General features: G+C 43.1%; 2 protein-coding genes. Both read right to left on the reverse strand.

The window, feature by feature from the left end; genetic code table 11:
- A partial coding sequence (locus B4J23_RS08240; RefSeq protein ID WP_291359898.1) for a hypothetical protein occupies nt 1-99 on the reverse strand: 99 nt, incomplete at its 3' end.
- A gap of 78 nt (nt 100-177) precedes the next feature.
- A partial coding sequence (locus B4J23_RS08245) for an acyl-CoA dehydrogenase C-terminal domain-containing protein (RefSeq protein WP_291359894.1) occupies nt 178-670 on the reverse strand: 493 nt, incomplete at its 5' end.

Consider the following 670-nt stretch of genomic DNA (forward strand, 5'->3'; position numbering starts at 1 on the left):
CGCTACAGCACCCAAATCTGGTGCCGTACAGCTTGAAAGTGAGCCTTGAAAACCGCCCATTGCGGTACGTACAGCTTCTACAATTACAATCATTCTAATCTCATCCTTTAACATCATTGTTATCAACACTGCAAAGTAATAGCTCTACAGTGTTCGTCCTTCGCAATATTTGCGGGTTTAGGCCTGTGCAGTGAAATATTCTTCTGGCAATTGCATCACCAGCTCCGCACCTGCCTGAATACGTTGAATTCTCGCACTCAAATCCGGGAGTACTTTAGCAATATAGTAATTTGCCAGTACCAGCTTGTTCTTGAAATAGCTTTCTTCTTTGGTAACCGCCGCTTTGCTGATACGTGCATACATATAGACAAAGCTCAGCAGACCTACAGCATGCAGATAATCAACAGCAATCGAGTTGGCGAAATCAGGATTCTGCTGAGACTGCTCAACAATAAAATTGGTAATATCTTCCAGTTGCTGACAGGTATCTAAGGTTGCCTTTTTAATCGTTAAGGCATCATCTAGACTTTGGGCAAATTCACGGATTTCTGCAATATACTCTGCAATATATGCACCTTTACATTTCGTAGTTTTACGGCCAATCAGGTCAATTGCCTGCACCCCATTGGTCCCCTCATAGATCTGTGAAATGCGCAGGTCACGGATACAT

Source organism: Acinetobacter sp. UBA3025 (assembly GCF_002367915.1).
Classification (GTDB): domain Bacteria; phylum Pseudomonadota; class Gammaproteobacteria; order Pseudomonadales; family Moraxellaceae; genus Acinetobacter.